We start from the raw sequence: 15,988 nt of genomic DNA, 5'->3' as shown, positions 1-15,988 counted from the left end.
GCGGCAGCGCGCCGTCCGCTTCCCGTGGACTCCGGTCGATCATCACGGCGAGTGCTCGGGGGAGCGCGAAGTGGCACGCACACGCGGACGTTGGACCGGTGGCACCCTGACGGCCCGGTCCCTGCTCAAACCCCAGGACGTGGCGCGGGCGGTGTTCCACCCCGCGTGGATACCGCAGCCGCTCGATCCGTCGGTGGAGCGGCTCAAGAGATTCCGCGTCATCGCCGGGGCGGTGGCGTCCCTCGGGGTCTTCACCTTCATCGAGGGCGGCTTCGACTTCACGGAGCTGCTGGAGAACGCGATGACGGCCTCCGTCGTCCTGCTCTTCCTGACGCCGCTGACGGTCGGGGCGATGCTGTGGGTCTGGCGGCGCGGCGGCACGGTGCGGCAGCTGCGGGTGCCCCTGCTCAACTCCTTCCTGCTGCTTCTGCTGTTCGTCGGATGCGTGGCGGCCTTGCTGCTGCTGGTGCAGACCGTGAACGGGTCGGCGAACCCCGCCGTGATCATCGGGGTCGGCCTGACGATGATGTGGATGCTGATCTTCACGGCCTACGGGGCTCTGCGGGTCTCCGGCAACTTCTTCGGCACGGCCGCCGTGCACCGCTGCCTGCCGCCGCTGCTCGCCCTGGTGACCAGCTGGCTGGTGGCCGTCCCGGACCTCGTCACCGGTGATCTGCACGGGCTCAGCCTCACCCTGGGGATCATCTTCATCCTGGGCGCTCCGGTGACCGTCACCGCCATCGCGCTGCTGGAGATGGGGCGGCTCGAGCGGCGGTACGGGATCCGCCTGAAGGCTCATCCCGCGACCCTGGCACCGGCGCCCGGGCCGGTCCCGCCGATGCCTCCGCCGATGCCTCCGGCGGGAGCTCCGTATCTGCCGCCGCAGGGGAACCCGTACGGCCATCCCTACGCACCGGGCGGCCAGCACCCGTACGCCCCGCACCCGCAGCCGCCGTACAGCTCGCGGCACCCCCACGGCGGCTGACCGTCGGCGAGGTCAGGCCACGGCGCTGAGCGTGTCCGCGAGCCGCCGCCGTGCCGCCCGGGCCGCGGGGACGGCCGCCAGGGCCGCCGCGCAGAGCACCGCTGCCGCGCCGAGCAGCACCATGAGCACGGCGGACGGGCCCTGGGCGATCCCGGTGCCGATACCGCTGGATCTGCCCTGGGCGTCGATCAGCCAGTGGGCGAGCGGCAGCCCCAGGGCCGTGGCGGCGAGGACGGCCGCCAGAGCCGTGAGACCCGTGGCCGTGACGGTGATCGCGGTGATCTGCCGGGGAGACAGGCCGATGGCCTTCAGGGCCAGCAGGTCCCGTTCGCTCTCGCGGACGGTGCCGCCGATCGCGGTCAGCAGCTCGATGAGCCCGATGAGGGCGAGCACGGCGATCAGCCCGGCCACGACCGCGCGCAGCGGGGACAGTCCGTCCGCCGGGTTGGTCACCGTGTGCACGTCGAGGTGGCCGCGCCCGGCCGTGGCGAGCCGGTCGGCCACCTCCCGCGGGTCGGCTCCGGGGTCCAGGCGAAGCTCGTAGAGGGTCGGGCGGAGTCCGGGATCGTTCGCGCGGAGGGTGTCGAGGGACGTGGAGATGACCCGGCCGGCGTTCTCCGGCTCGATGCTGCGGCCCACGATGTGCAGGATCTGCGGCTGGTCGCCGACGGTCATCCGGACCCAGTCGCCGACCCGCACGTCCAGCAGGTCGAGCAGCCCCTGCCCGGCCACGGCCTCGTCGGCGCCGCGGGCGGGGCGGCCCTCGGCGAGGGTGTACGGGTAGGGGTCCTGGTGGGTGCCGAGGCCGCGCAGCGCGATGGTCGCCGTCTGGCCCGGGACCAGGGCGGCCGTCTCGACGCCCGGGTAGGCGGCGGTCACCTGCGGGTCGCGTTCCAGCAGCGCGCGGGTCTGCTCCTCGCTCCGGCCGGCGTCGGAGCGGACGCTGAGCGTGGTGGGCAGGCCGATCTGCTCGGGCTCGCTGTGGAAGCGGTCGATGGTGGTCCAGGCGCTCATCGCCACCACCATCAGCAGCAGCGGCAGCGCCAGGCGGGCGACGGTGGCCAGGGACCGGGGGCGGCGGGTGAACGCCTTGTGCCAGCCCAGCACCAGCGCCGGGGGAATGCGCACGCCGAGGGCCCGGCGCGCCACGCCGGACAACCGTCCGCCCGAGGTCGCGGCGGGTCTCGGCACCGGCACCGGCGGCACGCGTCCGGCCCGCCAGGCGGCCAGCCCGGTGGTCGCGCCGATGAACAGCACCGCGCCCACCGGGACCACGAACAGCGCCACGGTGTGCCCGGGCAGTCCCTGCCACACGCCGACCGCGTCCCCGAGCCGCCCCGGGATCCGGCTGCCCAGGGCCTCGGCGAGACCGGCGGCGGCCACGGCCCCCAGCAGGGCGTAGGCGAGGTGCTGGAGCAGGAAGATCCGGACCACCTGGCCGGGGGTGAAGCCGATGGCCTTCAGGACGGAGAGGTCGCGCAGGTGTCCGCGGATGCGGGTGCCGATCGCCCCGTGCACGGCGAGCCCGGCCGCGACCAGCGCGCCCAGCCCGAACAGGCCCAGCACCTGGCCGAGCAGCCGGTTGTCGCCCTGCGCCTCGGCCCGAGCCTGCTGCCAGGTGGACACTTCACCGATCGCCCCGGCCCCCAGCACGGTCACGGCGCGCTGGACGACGTAGGAGGTGTCGCCGGGGTCGGTCAGCCGCAGCCCGATCACCTGGCCGCCGGGATCCGGTACGGCCTGCGGCAGGGCCCACACCAGGCCCGGCTGCTCGCCCGGCCGGTAGCGCGGCTCGGCGCTGTCGGCGAGGCCCACGACGGTCAGCTCACGGGCGGTGCCGGGCACGGTGAGGGTGTCGCCGGGCTCGGCCAGCAGCGCGCGGGCGAGGCGGCTCTCCAGGACCACCCCGTTCGGGGCCGAGGGGTCCAGCCAGTGGCCGGAGACGATGGGCGGGCGGCCGACGGAGGGCCGTTCGGGGGTGGCGCGCAGTTCGACGGAGGCGCGGCTGCCGCGGGAGGAGACCGTGGTGGAGGCGGTGGGGTAGGGACCCGTGACGGAGTCGACGCCGTCCAGCGCGGCCAGCTTGCCGGTGTCGGCCGACCTGTCGGTGTGCAGCCACACATGTGCGCCGTGCGACTGCGTGAAGACGCGCTGCCAGGGGTTGGTGGCGTAGCCGAACAGGGCCGTGGCCAGCAGCAGGGAGGCGACGATGCCCGCGGTGGCGAGGACGAGGAACAGTGCCTCGCCCCGGTGCGTGCGCAGATCGGAGTGTGCCCAGCGCAGGGCGGCTCGCACGGGCCTCAGCCCCTCGGCCCGGACACCGGGCAGTGGTCGTGGACCCGCATGTCAGTCCTTGAGCTCCAGCACACCGGATATCCCGGAGCGGCGCGGCGGGGTGGTGCCGCCGTCGAGTTCCGCGTCGTCGGCGATCCGGCCGTCGAAGAAGCTGATCACCCGGTCCGCCGCGCTCGCCAGCCGGGCGTCATGCGTGACCAGGACGATCGTCTGGCCGCGCTGGTGGAAGCGGGACAGCAGCCGCATCACCTCGCGGGTGCCCTTGCTGTCGAGGCTGCCCGCCGGCTCGTCCGCCAGCAGCAGCGGCGGGTGGTTGACCAGGGCCCGGGCCAGGGCGACGCGCTGCTGCTCACCGCCGGACAGCTCGCCCGGCATGCTGCGCTCCTTGCCGGTGAGGCCCAGCTCGGCCAGCAGCGCCTCCCGCTCGGCGCGCGCCTGCTTCGGCGGGGTCCCGGCGAGCAGGGCGGGCAGCTCCACGTTGTCGGCGACGGACAGGTTCGACACGAGGTTGAAGAACTGGAAGACGATCCCGATCCGCTTTCTGCGCTCCACCGCCCAGCGGGCCTCGCTGTAGGTGTCGGTGGACTCGCCGTCGAGCCAGATGCGGCCGGCGTCCGGCCGCTGGAGCCCGCCGAGCAGATGCAGCAGCGTCGACTTGCCGGCGCCGGACGGGCCGGTGATCGCCACGAACTCGCCCTGCCGCACGCACAGGTCGACCCCGCGTACGGCATGGGCGGGCGCGCCCTCGCCGTGATGCGTCTTCACCAGCCCCTCGGCGCGCAGCACAGGAGCGGGACGGTCGTCGCTCACTCCAGCTCCTCCAGCTCTTCCTGGCACCGTTCCAGCCAGTCGAGGTCGGCCTGCAGGTGCAGCATCGCACCCTCGATCAGCAGATGCGCGATGCGGTTGTCGCGGTCTTCGGCGGCGGCCAGCCTCGACAGCTGCCGCATGGTGTTCAGGTACTGGCGCCGCTGCTGGTTGATCAGGGTGATCTGCTCGGCGAGACCGGTCTGCGGAGCGAGCGCCAGCTTCATGAAGAACTCGTCCCGCACCCGCGGCTCGTCCTCGGGCTCCTCGAACCAGGCGCGCAGCGCCTCCCGCCCGGCCTCGGTGAGGTGGTAGACCTTTTTGTTGGGCCGGCTGGACTGCGCCACGTCCTCGCCCTCGATCAGTCCCGACTTCTCGAGGCGGCCGAGGGTCACATAGATCTGGCCGACGTTCGGCTGAGGGTACGCGGAGCCCAGCAGTTGCTCAAGGTCCTGCTTGAGCTCGTAGCCGTGGGCGGGTCCGCGGGCGAGGAGGGCCAGGAGGGGCAGGCGCACGCGTGCAGTCCTCCTGTCCGGTCCAATGTGCTCCAGGCCCTAGTATCGCCCATACCTAACAGGTATACATGGCCTCTGTTCCGGGCAAGGGTGCCCAGCGCCGGTGTACAGGGAGGAACCTATGCGGTGGATCCATGCCGCGGGTAGGGGCCTTCTCGTTCTCGTCGTGGTCCTGACAGGCTACGTCGCCGCCGGAGCGCGGGCGGGCGAGCCCTCCGAGGGGGCTCGGGGGCCGCTCACGGTGGCCACCGCCGGAGACCTCACCGGCTACCTCGGCCCCCTGCTCGAGGGCTGGAATCGTACGCACCCCGGCGAGAAGGTCACCCTGGTCGAGCTGCCGGACTCGGCCGACGAGACCCAGGCCCAGATGGCCACCGACCTGCGCGACGGCGACCGCAGCCGGTTCGACGTGCTCAACATCGACGTCAACTGGACCTCGGAGTTCGCCGCGGCGGGCTGGATCAGGCCCCTGCCCCGGGACCGCTTCCCCCTGAAGACCTTCCTCCAGCCGGTCGTGGACACGGCGACCTACGACGGGCAGCTCTACGCCGTCCCGTACGTCACCAACGCCGGCCTGCTCCTCTACCGCAAGGACGTCCTCGCGAAGGAGGGCGTCGAGCCGCCGCGCACCTGGGCGGAGCTGGAGCGGTACGCGAAGACCATCGCCCCGAAGCACGGCCTCGGCGGCTACGCCGGACAGTTCCTGCCGTACGAGGGCCTCACCGTGAACGCGGCCGAGGCCGTCTACTCGGCGGGCGGCTCGATCCTCGGCGACGAGGGGGAACGGGTCACCGTCGACTCGGCGGCGGCCCGCCGGGGCATCGGTTTCCTGGCCCGCGGAGTGCGCGAGGGCTGGATCCCCAGGGAAGCGCTGACGTACAAGGAGGAGGAGTCCAAGCAGGCCTTCCAGGACGGACGGCTGCTCTTCCTGCGGAACTGGCCGTACGCCTACGTCGGCGCCTCCGCCCCCGGTTCGAAGGTCGCCGGGAAGGTCGGCGCGGTACCCCTGCCCGGGCCCGACGGGCCGGGGACGAGCGTTCTCGGCGGCTCCAACCTGGCCGTCAGCGCGCACACGCGGCACCCCGACTCGGCGGCCCGCCTGATCGCCTACCTCACCAGTGAGCGCGTCCAGCGCCAGGTCCTCACCCGCGGCGCGCTGCCCCCGGTACGGGCCGATCTCTACGAGGACCCCGCGCTCATCCGCAGGTTCCCCTACCTGCCGACCCTGCGGACGAGTGTGCTCGCGGCCGAGCCGCGCCCCAAGAGCCCGCGCTACGACCAGGTCAGCCTGGTCGTACAGGCGGTCGTGCACGACGCGATGGCCGGGCACCAGACGCCCGCGGCGGCGGTGCGGCGACTGGCGCGGGAGCTGGCCGCGATCTCCCGCCGCTAGACCCCTCTAGTTACCTGTTAGGTAACGCGGACGTCTCATCTCGCTGCGTGATGCCCCAATAAGTCCAGGTTTCGAGGCCCAACTTGCCAGGAGTCTCTGACCTTTTCATTGACACCCTCTCGACACGCCTACTTAACATGCATGCATAACCGCTGCCCTCCTCAGAGACAGGTCGATGGGTTGAACAGGCACCACTGGTGGCGTGACGCAGTGATCTATCAGGTCTATGTCCGCAGCTTCCTCGACAGCACCGGCGACGGCATCGGCGACCTCGCCGGCGTCCGGGCCGGACTGCCGTACCTCAAGAAGCTCGGCGTCGACGGGATCTGGCTGAGCCCCTTCTATCCCTCGCCGCAGCACGACCACGGCTACGACGTGGCCGACTACTGCGACGTCGACCCGCTCTTCGGCGACCTCGGCGAGTTCGACCTGCTGGTGGGTTCCGCGCGGCGGCTCGGCGTCAAGGTGCTGCTCGACATCGTCCCGAACCACTGCTCCAGCGAGCACCCCTGGTTCCGCGAAGCGCTCGCCGCGCCCGCCGGCAGCCCCGCCCGGGCCCGCTTCCACTTCGCCGACGGCCGCGGCCCGGACGGATCCGAGCCGCCCAACAACTGGCACTCGATGTTCGGCGGCCCCGCCTGGACCCGGGTCACCGAGCCCGACGGCCGGCCCGGCCAGTGGTACCTGCACATGTTCGCGCCCGAGCAGCCCGACTGGAACTGGCGCAACCCCGAGATCGGCGCCGAGTTCGACCGGGTCCTGCGCTTCTGGCTGGACCGGGGCATCGACGGCTTCCGTATCGACGTCGCCGCCGGGCTCTTCAAGCACCCGGAGCTGCCCGACTCCGACGACCCGGAGGCCGACGCCCGCACCCGCGACTCGGTCAACCCGCTCGCCTGGAACCAGCCCGAGGTGCACGAGGTGTGGCGGCGCTGGCGCTCCATATGCGAGGAGTACACCGAGCGCGACGGCTGCGAACGCCTGCTCGTCGGCGAGGTCTCCGTCCCGACCGCCCGCGAGCACGCCCAGTACGTCCGCCCCGACGAACTGCACCAGGCCTTCTTCTTCGATCTGCTCAGCGCCTCCTGGGACGCCGACGCCTTCCGCAAGGTCATCTCCGAGGCCATGCAGGACATCGCCGGCACCGGATCGACGGTCACCTGGGTGCTCAACAACCACGACCAGGTCCGCACCGTCACCCGCTACGGCGAACCCGCCACCGAGGGCAGCGGCCTCGGCGCCGCCCGCGCCCGCGCCGCCGCGCTGCTGATGCTGGCCCTGCCCGGCGCCGCCTACATCTACCAGGGCGAGGAGCTCGGTCTGCCGGAGGTCGTGGACCTGCCCGACGACGTGCTCACCGACCCGATCTTCCGCCGCACCGGCAGCCGGGCCCGCATCCGCGACGGCTGCCGGGTCCCGCTGCCCTGGTCGGGCCAGGCCTCACCGTTCGGCTTCACCCCCGGCGTGGAGAGCGCCAAGCCGTGGCTGCCGCAGCCCGAGTACTTCGCCGAGTACGCCACCGACCGCGCCCTCGCCGACACCCGCTCCTTCTGGCACCTGTACCGCGACGGCCTCCAACTGCGCGCCGCCCTGCCCCAGTTGGGCGAGGGCACGCTGCGCTGGCTCGACGTCTCGCCCGGTGTCCTGGCCTTCGAACGCGGCGACCTGGTGTGTGCCGTCAACTTCGGTACCGCCCCCACACCGGCGCCGGTTCCCGGCTCCCCCCTGCTCGCCAGCGGCACCTGCCCGCCCGGAGTGCTCTCCGGGTCGACGGCCGCCTGGTGGATCCGTTCCTGACCGCACAGCCAGCGACATCCCGTAAGCGAAATCCGCGTAAGCAACATCCGCGCGAGCGAACTCCCCGCAAGCGAACCCTCCGAAGGGACATCAACGATGATGCGACGTACCACCCTGCTCACGAGCTGCACCGCCCTCGCCCTGGCACTCGGCGCGACCGCCTGCGGCGGCGGCCCCGTCTCGGCCGGGGGCGGCGACAAGGCGCTCGGCGGCCAGTCGATCACCGTGGCCGGCGTCTGGTCCGGCACCGAGCAGAAGAACTTCCAGAAGGTGCTGGACGCCTTCACCGAGAAGACCGGCGCCAAGACGCAGTTCGTGTCCACCGGCGACAACGTCTCCACCGTCGTCGGCAGCAAGATCGAGGGCGGCAACGCCCCCGACGTCGTGATGGTCCCGCAGGTCGGCGTGCTCAAGCAGTTCGCGCAGAAGGGCTGGCTCAAGCCGCTGTCGAAGAAGACCGAGCAGGCCGTGGACGCGGGGTACGCCCCGGTGTGGAAGGAGTACGGCAGCGTCGACGGCACCCTCTACGGCCTGTACTTCAAGGCCGCCCACAAGTCGACCGTCTGGTACAGCCCCGACGCCCTCGAGCAGGCCGGCGTGAAGCCCCCGAAGTCCTACGACGACATGCTGAAGGCCGGGCAGACCGTGTCCGACTCCGGTCTCGCCGCGTTCTCCGTCGCCGGGCAGGACGGCTGGACCCTCACCGACTGGTTCGAGAACGTCTACCTCTCCCAGGCCGGGCCCGAGAAGTACGACGCCCTCGCCGCACACAAGCTGAAGTGGACCGACGCGTCCGTCGTCGACGCCCTCACCACGCTCGGCAAGCTCTTCAAGGACAAGCAGCTCATCGCGGGCGGCCAGAAGGGCGCCCTGAACACCGACTTCCCGGGCTCAGTGGAAAAGGTGTTCGGCCCCGAACCCGAGGCCGGCATGGTCTACGAGGGCGACTTCGTCGCCGGTGTCGCCAAGGACCAGTTCGGCAAGAAGGTCGGCCAGGACGCCAACTTCTTCCCGTTCCCGGCGGTCGGCGGCGGCGAGGCTCCGGTCGTCAGCGGCGGTGACGCCGCCGTCGTCCTCAAGGACGGCAAGAACCAGAAGGCCGCCCAGGCCCTCCTGGAGTACCTCGCGACCCCCGAGGCCTCGGCCGTGTGGGCCGAGGCGGGCGGCTTCCTCTCCCCGAACAAGAAGCTCGACCTCGCCTCCTACGGCGACGACGTCACCCGCGCCACCGCCAAGTCCCTCGTCGAGGCCGGGGATTCGGTCCGCTTCGACATGTCCGACCAGGCCCCGGCGGCCTTCGGCGGCACCAAGGGCACCGGCGAGTGGAAGCTGCTCCAGGACTTCCTGCGCGACCCGTCCGACCCGAAGGGCACCGCGGCGAAGCTGGAGGCCGCGGCGGCCAAGGCGTACCAGGACTGATACGCCATGACAGCGACCCTCGTGAAAGAGACGAGTTCCCCACCGCCCGGCCCGGTCGCCGACCGCACCCGGCGACTGCGCCGGCGCGGGAAGATCATCGCCCTGCTGTTCGTGCTGCCCGCGTTGCTGCTGCTCGGGGCGCTCGTCGTCTACCCCGTGCTGTTCAGCATCGGCCGCAGCTTCTTCGACGCCTCCGGGACGAGCTTCGTCGGCGGCGACAACTACGCCGAGATGTTCCGTGACCCGGCGACCCTCAAGGCCGTCCGCAACACGGCCGTCTGGGTGGTCGTCGCCCCGGCCCTGCTCACCGGCCTCGGGCTGATCCTCGCCGTGCTGGTGGAGAAGGTCCGCTGGGCGACGGCCTTCAAACTGCTCCTCTTCATGCCGATGGCGGTCTCCTTCCTCGCCGCCGGCATCATCTTCCGGCTGGCCTACGACGAGGACCCCGACAAGGGCGTGCTCAACGCCGCGGTGGTCTCCGTCCACGACGCCTTCAAGGGGGAGTCCTCGTACCCGACGGCCCGGGCGCGTGACGGCCAGGGCCTGACCAAGGACAAGGACGGTTCGTACCGCACGAGTACGAGCGTGTCCCCCGGGGACGCGGTGACGCTGGGCCTGGTCGGCGTACAGCCCGCCGACCTGCCCGGCGGCGCCCGGCCCGCCTCCGCGGCGGCGGGGCAGAAGGCCGGCCCCGACGAACTGCGCGGGGTCGTCTACCTGGACTTCGTGCCCGGCGGGGGAGGGGAGCAGGGCAAGGTCGATCGGGGGGAGAACGGACTGCCCCGGATGAAGGTCGAGGCGGTCCGCGACGGTGAGACGATCGCCACGACCACCACGGCCGCCGACGGTTCCTTTCGCTTCCAGGGCCTCGCATCGGGTTCCTACCAGGTGGAACTGCCGTCGTCGAACTTCGCCCAGCCCTACGAGGGTGTCTCCTGGCTCGGGCCGGCGCTGGTCACCCCGGCGATCATCGGCGCCTACCTGTGGATCTGGACCGGCTTCGCCATGGTGCTGATCGGCGCGGGTCTGTCGACGCTGCCGCGGGACGCCCTGGAGGCGGCGCGGATGGACGGCGCGAACGAGTGGCAGATCTTCCGGCGGATCACGGTCCCGCTGCTGGCACCCGTCCTGTCGGTCGTCTTCATCACCCTCGTCATCAACGTGATGAAGGTCTTCGACCTCGTCTACATCATCGCGCCCGGGCCCGTGCAGGAGGACGCGACCGTGCTCGCGACGCAGATGTGGCTGGTGTCGTTCGGCGGCGGCAACAACCAGGGGCTCGGCAGCGCGCTGGGTGTGCTGCTCCTGCTGCTGGTGGTCCCGGCCATGGTGTTCAACGTCCGCCGCTTCCGAAGGAGTAACCGATGAACGCGGTTCGGCGCGGGTTGGGCAACGGGGTCGTCCAGGCCTTCCTCGTGGTGGTCGGCCTGGTGTGGATGACGCCTCTGGCCGGGCTGTTCCTGTCCTCGCTGCGGTCCGCCGAGGACACGGCGAAGGGCGGCTGGTGGACGGTGTTCTCCAGCCCCGGGCAGCTGTCCCTCGACAACTACTCGTCGCTGCTGGGGAACGCCGGGATCACGCAGGCGTTCTGGAACACGGTGCTGATATCGGTGCCGACGACCGTGCTGGTCGTGGTGATCGCGGCGCTCGCCGGATACGCCTTCGCGTGGCTGGACTTCCCCGGGCGGGAGGCGGTCTTCCTGGTCGTGGTCGCGCTGCTGGTGGTGCCCGTGCAGATCGGCCTGCTGCCGGTCGCCAAACTCTTCGGGCAGCTCGGCCTGTTCGGCACGATCCCCGGCGTCGTGCTCTTCCACGTGGCCTACGGTCTGCCGTTCGCGGTGTTCCTGCTGCGCAACTACTTCGCCGAGATGCCGAAGGAGATGCTGGAGGCCGCGCGCATGGACGGCGGCAGCGAGTGGCGCATCTTCACGCGGCTCGTCCTGCCCGTGGGGCGGCCCGCCATCGCCTCCCTGGCCATCTTCCAGTTCCTGTGGGTGTGGAACGACATGCTGGTGGCACTGCTGTTCGCGGACAGCGCGTCACAGCCGCTGACCGTGGAACTTCAGTCCCAGATCCGCCAGTTCGGCAGCAACATCGACGTCCTGGCGCCCGGAGCGTTCGTCTCCCTGGTCGTCCCGGTCGTCGTGTTCTTCGCGTTCCAGCGGCACTTCGTACAGGGCGTGATGGCGGGGTCGGTGAAGTAGCGCATGCGTTTCGGGCCCCCACTTCGCTACGAGGTGGGGGCCCGAAGGCGTTCACGCCGACGCTGGTGGATACAGCGAACGCGGCAGTCGGGAAGCCGCCGCCCCGTCCAGGAGCCACAGGGTCCGGCTGCGGCCGTACGCCCCCGCCGCCGGTGCCTGGATCTCGCCCGCGCCCGAGAGGGCGATCGCCGCCGCCTGAGCCTTGTCCTCGCCCGCGGCCAGCAGCCACACCTCGCGGGCCGCACGGATCGCCGGCAGTGTCAGCGTCACCCGGGTCGGTGGCGGCTTGGGCGCGCCGTGGACACCGACCACCGTGCGGTCGGTCTCCCTGACCGCCGGCAACTCCGGGAACAGGGACGCGACATGGGTGTCCGGGCCGACACCCAGCATCAGTACGTCGAACGTCGGCACGGGACCGTGGTTCTCCGGGCCCGCCGCCTGCGCCAGCTCCTCCGCGTACGCGGCCGCCGCCGCGTCCACGTCGGTCCCGTGGGGGCCGTCCGACGCGGGCATCGCGTGCACCCGCTTCGGATCGAGCGGCACCGAGTCGAGAAGAGCCTGACGCGCCTGCGTGACGTTGCGCTCCGGATCACCCTCGGGCAGGAACCGCTCGTCGCCCCACCAGAGGTCGAGCCGGCTCCAGTCCACCGCGTCCCGGGCGGGCGCCGCCGCCAGGGCGGCCAGCAGGCCGTTGCCGTTGCGGCCGCCCGTCAGGACCACGGACGCCGAACCCCGGGAGGCCTGCGCGTCCACGATCTTGGTGATCAGCCGGGCCGCCGCGGCCTGCGCCATCAGCTCCTTGTCGCGGTGCACGACCAGCTGCGGTGCCGTACTCACTTCGTCGTCGCCTTCCGTACCGGTTCCAGCTCGGGCGGTTCCCGCTTCACCGGTGCCTGCGCCGTCGCTTCCGCAGCGGGTGCTTTCGCAGCCGCTTCAACGGGAGCGGGGAGGGCGAGTCCTGCCCGCCCCCCACTTTTGGGCACCGACGGCACCGACGACGAGGACGTCAGCCGGTCCACCCCGTACCGCAGGGCGGACGCGTACGTGTCGTCCGGGTCCAGCCGCCGCAGCTCCTCCGCCATCAGCTCGGCCGTGTCGCGGCGCTTGAGCGCCACCGCCCGGTCCGGCTGGCCCTCGATGGAGAGCGTCGCCAGGGAGCCGTCTGCCCGGTCCAGCTTGATCGGGCCGCAGTTGGTGTCCATCCGGACCGCCGTCAGGCCGGGGCCGCCGGACAGCGAGCGCTTCACGGGGACGTCCAGCCGGTCCGCGAGCCACATCGCCAGCAGTTCACAGCTCGGGTTGAACTCCTCGCCCTCCACCTCGACGGCCCGGACCTCGCAGGTCACCTGGTCAAGGGCCGCGGCCAGCATGGAGCGCCACGGCGTGATGCGGGTCCAGGACAGGTCCGTGTCGCCCGGGGTGTAGGTTCCGGACCGGGTGGCCAGGTCCCGTACCGGCTGCTCGGAGGCGTACGTGTCGGTGACGCGGCGCTGCGCGAGGGCGCCCAAGGGGTCCTTCGCCGGGTCGAGCGGCGCGTTCACCGGCCACCACACCACCACCGGGGCGTCCGGCAGCAGCAGCGGCAGCACCACCGACTGGGCGTGGTCCGCGACCTCGCCGTACAGCCGGAGCACGACCGTCTCGCCGGAGCCGGCGTCCGCACCGACCCGGACCTCCGCGTCGAGGCGGGACTGCGTGCGGTCGCGGGGCGAGCGGGAGACGCGCTTGATGACCACGAGCGTGCGCGAGGGATGCTCGTGCGCGGCGTCGCTCGCGGCCTTCAGCGCGTCGTAGGCGTTCTCCTCGTCCGTCACGATGACCAGCGTGAGCACCATGCCGACCGCGGGGGTGCCGATCGCCCGGCGGCCCTGCACCAGCGCCTTGTTGACCTTGCTGGCCGTGGTGTCCGTCAGGTCTATCTTCATGGCCGGCGCCAGCTCCGTCCGTGTCGCTCGAGCATTTCGTCCGCCTCGACGGGCCCCCAGGTACCGGCCTGGTACTGGGCGGGCTTGCCGTTCTTGTCCCAGTACTCCTCGATCGGGTCGAGGATCTCCCAGGACAGCTCGACCTCCTCGGTGCGCGGGAAGAGGTTTGAGTCACCGAGCAGAACGTCCAGGATGAGACGCTCGTACGCCTCCGGGCTGGACTCCGTGAAGGACTCGCCGTAGGCGAAGTCCATCGACACGTCCCGGATCTCCATCGACGTGCCCGGCACCTTCGAACCGAAGCGGACCGTGACGCCCTCGTCCGGCTGGACGCGGATGACGATCGCGTTGGAGCCGAGTTCCTCGGTGGCCGTGGAGTCGAAGGGGGAGTGCGGGGCCCGCTGGAAGACGACCGCGATCTCCGTCACCCGGCGGCCCAGGCGCTTGCCGGTGCGCAGGTAGAAGGGGACGCCCGCCCAGCGGCGGTTGTCGATCTCCAGCTTGATCGCGGCGTACGTGTCGGTCTTCGACGAGGCGTCGATGCCGTCCTCGTCGAGGTAGCCGATCACCTTCGCGCCGCCCTGCCAGCCCGCGGAGTACTGGCCGCGCACGGTGTCCCGGCCCATGTCCTTCGGCAGCTTCACGGCACCGAGCACCTTGGTCTTCTCGGCGGCCAGCGCGTCCGCGTCGAAGGAGGCCGGCTCCTCCATGGCGGTCAGGGCCATGAGCTGGAGCAGGTGGTTCTGGATGACGTCACGGGCGGCGCCGATGCCGTCGTAGTAGCCGGCGCGGCCACCGATGCCGATGTCCTCGGCCATGGTGATCTGTACGTGGTCCACGAAGGACCGGTTCCAGATCGGCTCGAACATCGTGTTGGCGAAGCGCAGCGCCAGGATGTTCTGGACGGTCTCCTTGCCCAGGTAGTGGTCGATGCGGAAGACCTGGTCCGGGGCGAAGACCTCGTGGACGACCTTGTTGAGCTCCTCGGCCGAGGCGAGGTTGTGGCCGAACGGCTTCTCGATGACCGCGCGCCGCCAGGAGCCGCCCGTCTGGTCGGCCAGTTGGTGCTTCTTCAGCTGCTGGATGACGACGGGGAAGGCCGACGGCGGAACCGACAGGTAGAAGGCGAAGTTGCCGCCCGTGCCCTGCGCCTTGTCGAGCTCCTCGATCGTGGAGCGCAGCCGCTCGAACGCGTCGTCGTCGTCGAAGGTGCCCTGCACGAAGCGCATGCCCTGGATGAGCTGCTGCCAGACCTCCTCGCGGAAGGGCGTGCGGGCGTGCTCCTTGACCGCGTCGTGGACCTCCTGCGCGAAGTCCTCGTGCGCCCACTCGCGGCGGGCGAAGCCCACCAGCGAGAAGCCCGGCGGCAGCAGACCCCGGTTGGCGAGGTCGTACACGGCGGGCATGAGCTTCTTCCGGGACAGGTCGCCCGTGACGCCGAAGATGACCAGGCCCGACGGCCCCGCGATACGCGGGAGCCGTCGGTCCGCGGGGTCACGCAGCGGGTTGCTGCTCGACACCTGTTCAGCCCTCCGAGGGGGCGAGGCGCTTGAGCTCGGCCTCGGTCGACTTCAGCAGATCGGTCCAGGACGCCTCGAACTTCTCGACGCCCTCCTCCTCCAGCAGCCGGACCACGTCGTCGTACTTGATCCCGAGCCGCTCGACCGCGTCGAGGTCGGCGCGGGCCTGCTCGTACGTGCCGGCGATCGTGTTGCCGGTGATCTCGCCGTGCTCCTCGGTGGCGTACAGGGTCGCCTCCGGCATGGTGTTCACCGTGTTGGGCGCGACCAGGTCGTCGACGTACAGGGTGGGCTTGTACGCCTTGTCCTTCACACCGGTCGACGCCCACAGCGGACGCTGCTTGTTGGCGCCGGCCTTCTCCAGGGCGTTCCAGCGGTCCGAGGAGAAGACCTCCTCGTACGCCTGGTAGGCCAGACGGGCGTTGGCGAGGGCGGCCTTGCCGCGCAGCGCCTTGGCCTCGTCGGTGCCCAGCGCGTCGATCCGCTTGTCGATCTCGGTGTCCACGCGGGAGACGAAGAACGACGCCACGGAGTGGATCTGCGACAGGTCCAGGCCGCGCTCCTTGGCCTTCTCCAGGCCGGTCAGGAACGCGTCCATGACCAGGCGGTAGCGCTCCAGCGAGAAGATCAGCGTGACGTTGACGCTGATGCCCAGGCCGATGGTCTCGGCGATGGCCGGGATGCCCGCCTCGGTCGCCGGGATCTTGATGAGCGTGTTCGGCCGGTCCACCAGCCAGGCGAGCTGCTTGGCCTCGGCGACCGTCGCCCGCGTGTTGTGCGCCAGACGCGGGTCGACCTCGATCGAGACCCGGCCGTCCTGGCCACCCGTGGCGTCGAACACGGGCCGCAGGACATCGGCGGCGTCGCGGACGTCCGCCGTGGTGATCATGCGGATGGCCTCTTCGACGGTGACCCTGCGGGCGGCGAGGTCGGTCAGCTGCGTGTCGTAGCCGTCGCCCTGCGAGATCGCCTTCTGGAAGATCGACGGGTTGGTGGTGACGCCCACGACGTGCTGCTGGTCGATCAGCTCGGCGAGGTTGCCGGACGTGATCCGCTTGCGCGACAGGTCGTCCAGCCAGATCGCCACGCCTTCCTCGGAGAGGCGCTTGAGTGCGTCTGTCATGGAAA

Annotated in this window: 13 protein-coding genes; 6 read left to right on the top strand and 7 right to left on the bottom strand. The window is 71.3% G+C overall.

The features are described 5' to 3' along the window. Positions 1-70: 70 nt before the first annotated feature. On the top strand, positions 71-985 hold the full coding sequence (locus ACIRDU_RS00845; protein WP_403572502.1) for a hypothetical protein: 915 nt from the start codon (positions 71-73) through the stop codon (positions 983-985). A gap of 12 nt (positions 986-997) precedes the next feature. Here the strand turns inward: ACIRDU_RS00845 and ACIRDU_RS00840 are convergent, their stop codons facing one another. The 3 genes from ACIRDU_RS00840 to ACIRDU_RS00830 are packed head-to-tail and all read right to left on the bottom strand — an operon-like array spanning position 998 to position 4,602. Continuing rightward, complete coding sequence (locus ACIRDU_RS00840) at positions 998-3,280, bottom strand: FtsX-like permease family protein (protein WP_403572499.1); 2,283 nt, start codon at positions 3,278-3,280, stop codon at positions 998-1,000. A 51-nt stretch (positions 3,281-3,331) separates the two neighbouring features. Then, positions 3,332-4,090 (bottom strand): ABC transporter ATP-binding protein, encoded by a 759-nt coding sequence (locus tag ACIRDU_RS00835; RefSeq protein ID WP_403572496.1) that lies wholly within the window; start codon positions 4,088-4,090, stop codon positions 3,332-3,334. After that, on the bottom strand, positions 4,087-4,602 hold the full coding sequence (locus ACIRDU_RS00830) for a PadR family transcriptional regulator (protein WP_403572493.1): 516 nt from the start codon (positions 4,600-4,602) through the stop codon (positions 4,087-4,089). Before ACIRDU_RS00830 ends, ACIRDU_RS00835 begins: the two co-directional genes overlap by 4 nt. Before the next feature lie 121 nt (positions 4,603-4,723). Between ACIRDU_RS00830 and ACIRDU_RS00825 the strand changes: the two genes are divergently transcribed. The 5 genes from ACIRDU_RS00825 (at position 4,724) to ACIRDU_RS00805 (ending at position 11,415) form a co-directional block, all read left to right on the top strand. Beyond that, the gene (locus ACIRDU_RS00825) at positions 4,724-5,995 is read left to right on the top strand and encodes an ABC transporter substrate-binding protein (RefSeq protein WP_403572490.1); all 1,272 of its coding nucleotides are present in this window, start codon (positions 4,724-4,726) and stop codon (positions 5,993-5,995) included. 141 nt (positions 5,996-6,136) lie between these two features. Beyond that, the gene (locus tag ACIRDU_RS00820) at positions 6,137-7,792 is read left to right on the top strand and encodes a glycoside hydrolase family 13 protein (protein WP_403572487.1); all 1,656 of its coding nucleotides are present in this window, start codon (positions 6,137-6,139) and stop codon (positions 7,790-7,792) included. Positions 7,793-7,888: 96 nt separating this feature from the next. Next, the gene (locus ACIRDU_RS00815; RefSeq protein ID WP_403572484.1) at positions 7,889-9,211 is read left to right on the top strand and encodes an ABC transporter substrate-binding protein; all 1,323 of its coding nucleotides are present in this window, start codon (positions 7,889-7,891) and stop codon (positions 9,209-9,211) included. A 6-nt stretch (positions 9,212-9,217) separates the two neighbouring features. Continuing rightward, positions 9,218-10,579, top strand: a complete 1,362-nt coding sequence (locus ACIRDU_RS00810) for a carbohydrate ABC transporter permease (RefSeq protein ID WP_403572481.1) — start codon at positions 9,218-9,220, stop codon at positions 10,577-10,579. Continuing rightward, positions 10,576-11,415 (top strand): carbohydrate ABC transporter permease, encoded by an 840-nt coding sequence (locus tag ACIRDU_RS00805; protein ID WP_403572478.1) that lies wholly within the window; start codon positions 10,576-10,578, stop codon positions 11,413-11,415. Before ACIRDU_RS00810 ends, ACIRDU_RS00805 begins: the two co-directional genes overlap by 4 nt. A gap of 51 nt (positions 11,416-11,466) precedes the next feature. Here the strand turns inward: ACIRDU_RS00805 and pgl are convergent, their stop codons facing one another. From pgl to tal, 4 genes are read right to left on the bottom strand one after another with little or no spacing between them, the layout of a single operon-like run. Next, the gene (gene pgl, locus ACIRDU_RS00800) at positions 11,467-12,252 is read right to left on the bottom strand and encodes a 6-phosphogluconolactonase (protein WP_403572475.1); all 786 of its coding nucleotides are present in this window, start codon (positions 12,250-12,252) and stop codon (positions 11,467-11,469) included. After that, complete coding sequence (gene opcA / locus ACIRDU_RS00795; RefSeq protein WP_403572472.1) at positions 12,249-13,340, bottom strand: glucose-6-phosphate dehydrogenase assembly protein OpcA; 1,092 nt, start codon at positions 13,338-13,340, stop codon at positions 12,249-12,251. The genes pgl and opcA overlap by 4 nt, the downstream gene beginning before the upstream one ends. Further along, positions 13,337-14,860, bottom strand: a complete 1,524-nt coding sequence (gene zwf, locus ACIRDU_RS00790) for a glucose-6-phosphate dehydrogenase (protein WP_403572469.1) — start codon at positions 14,858-14,860, stop codon at positions 13,337-13,339. The genes opcA and zwf overlap by 4 nt, the downstream gene beginning before the upstream one ends. A gap of 4 nt (positions 14,861-14,864) precedes the next feature. Next, positions 14,865-15,983, bottom strand: coding sequence for a transaldolase (gene tal / locus ACIRDU_RS00785; RefSeq protein WP_403572466.1), 1,119 nt, complete (start codon positions 15,981-15,983; stop codon positions 14,865-14,867). Positions 15,984-15,988: the final 5 nt, after the last annotated feature.

Origin of the sequence: Streptomyces sp. NPDC093598, from assembly GCF_044764825.1 — a bacterium.
GTDB lineage: Bacteria > Actinomycetota > Actinomycetes > Streptomycetales > Streptomycetaceae > Streptomyces.
This window is presented reverse-complemented; position numbering and strand designations above follow the sequence as displayed.

Bases quoted from the DNA above. Each gene is read 5' to 3' on its own strand.
- opcA (WP_403572472.1), bottom strand. From the start codon at position 13,340: ATGAAGATAGACCTGACGGACACCACGGCCAGCAAGGTCAACAAGGCG.
- ACIRDU_RS00815 (WP_403572484.1), top strand. From the start codon at position 7,889: ATGATGCGACGTACCACCCTGCTCACGAGCTGCACCGCCCTCGCCCTG.
- ACIRDU_RS00825 (WP_403572490.1), top strand. From the start codon at position 4,724: ATGCGGTGGATCCATGCCGCGGGTAGGGGCCTTCTCGTTCTCGTCGTG.
- ACIRDU_RS00810 (WP_403572481.1), top strand. From the start codon at position 9,218: ATGACAGCGACCCTCGTGAAAGAGACGAGTTCCCCACCGCCCGGCCCG.
- ACIRDU_RS00805 (WP_403572478.1), top strand. From the start codon at position 10,576: ATGAACGCGGTTCGGCGCGGGTTGGGCAACGGGGTCGTCCAGGCCTTC.
- ACIRDU_RS00820 (WP_403572487.1), top strand. From the start codon at position 6,137: ATGCATAACCGCTGCCCTCCTCAGAGACAGGTCGATGGGTTGAACAGG.
- tal (WP_403572466.1), bottom strand. From the start codon at position 15,983: ATGACAGACGCACTCAAGCGCCTCTCCGAGGAAGGCGTGGCGATCTGG.